The sequence below is a fragment of the Stenotrophomonas geniculata ATCC 19374 = JCM 13324 genome (assembly GCF_001431625.1).
Taxonomy (GTDB): domain Bacteria; phylum Pseudomonadota; class Gammaproteobacteria; order Xanthomonadales; family Xanthomonadaceae; genus Stenotrophomonas; species Stenotrophomonas geniculata.
In genome coordinates this window covers 1-660 of the sequence record NZ_LLXT01000078.1, presented here as the reverse complement: position 1 = coordinate 660, position 660 = coordinate 1, and the positions used below count along the sequence as shown (strand labels likewise).

At 61.4% G+C, this 660-nt stretch carries 1 protein-coding gene; it reads right to left on the bottom strand.

What is annotated here, in order from left to right; genetic code table 11:
- Positions 1-660 (bottom strand): IS3 family transposase (locus tag ARC63_RS04105; protein ID WP_057502600.1); only part of this gene is annotated, 660 nt, incomplete at both ends.

Sequence of the window (660 nt, the reverse complement as noted above, 5' to 3'; positions counted from 1 at the left end):
GTCCGGGGTTGATGATATCGGGGTTGGCCAGCTGTTGGGCATACGCAGATGGCGTCATGCCGCCAATGGCCTTCTTGGGTCGCTCCTCGTTGTATTCGCGTCGCCAGCGTTCGATCTCGGTACGCGCATGCAGCAGGGTTGGGAACCAGTGCTCGTTGAGGCATTCGTCGCGCAGCCGGCCATTGAACGATTCGACGTAGGCGTTCTGGTTTGGCTTGCCAGGCTGGATCAGCCGTAACTGCACGCCACGCGCATGTGCCCAGGCCACCATCGCTTGGCCGCAAAACTCCTTGCCGTTATCTGTGCGGATCACCTGTGGCAAGCCGCGCCTGTGCGCCAGCCGATCCAGCACGCGTGTCACGCCATGGCCGGAGATTGCGCGCTCCACCTCGAGGGCGATCGCTTCGTGGGTTGCATCGTCCACGATCACCAGACACTTGATCACTCGGCCTTCGGCGCTGCGGTCGAACACGAAATCCATCGACCACACCTGATTGGCCTGCGATGGCCGCAGCAGCGGCTGACGCTCTCCTATCAGCACCTTTTTGCGCTTGCGGCGCCGGACCTGCAGCTGCTGCTCGCGGTACAACCGCTCCACACGCTTGTAGTTCACGATGCGTCCTTCCTGTCGTAATTTGAGATAGATCATCCCCCCACCAT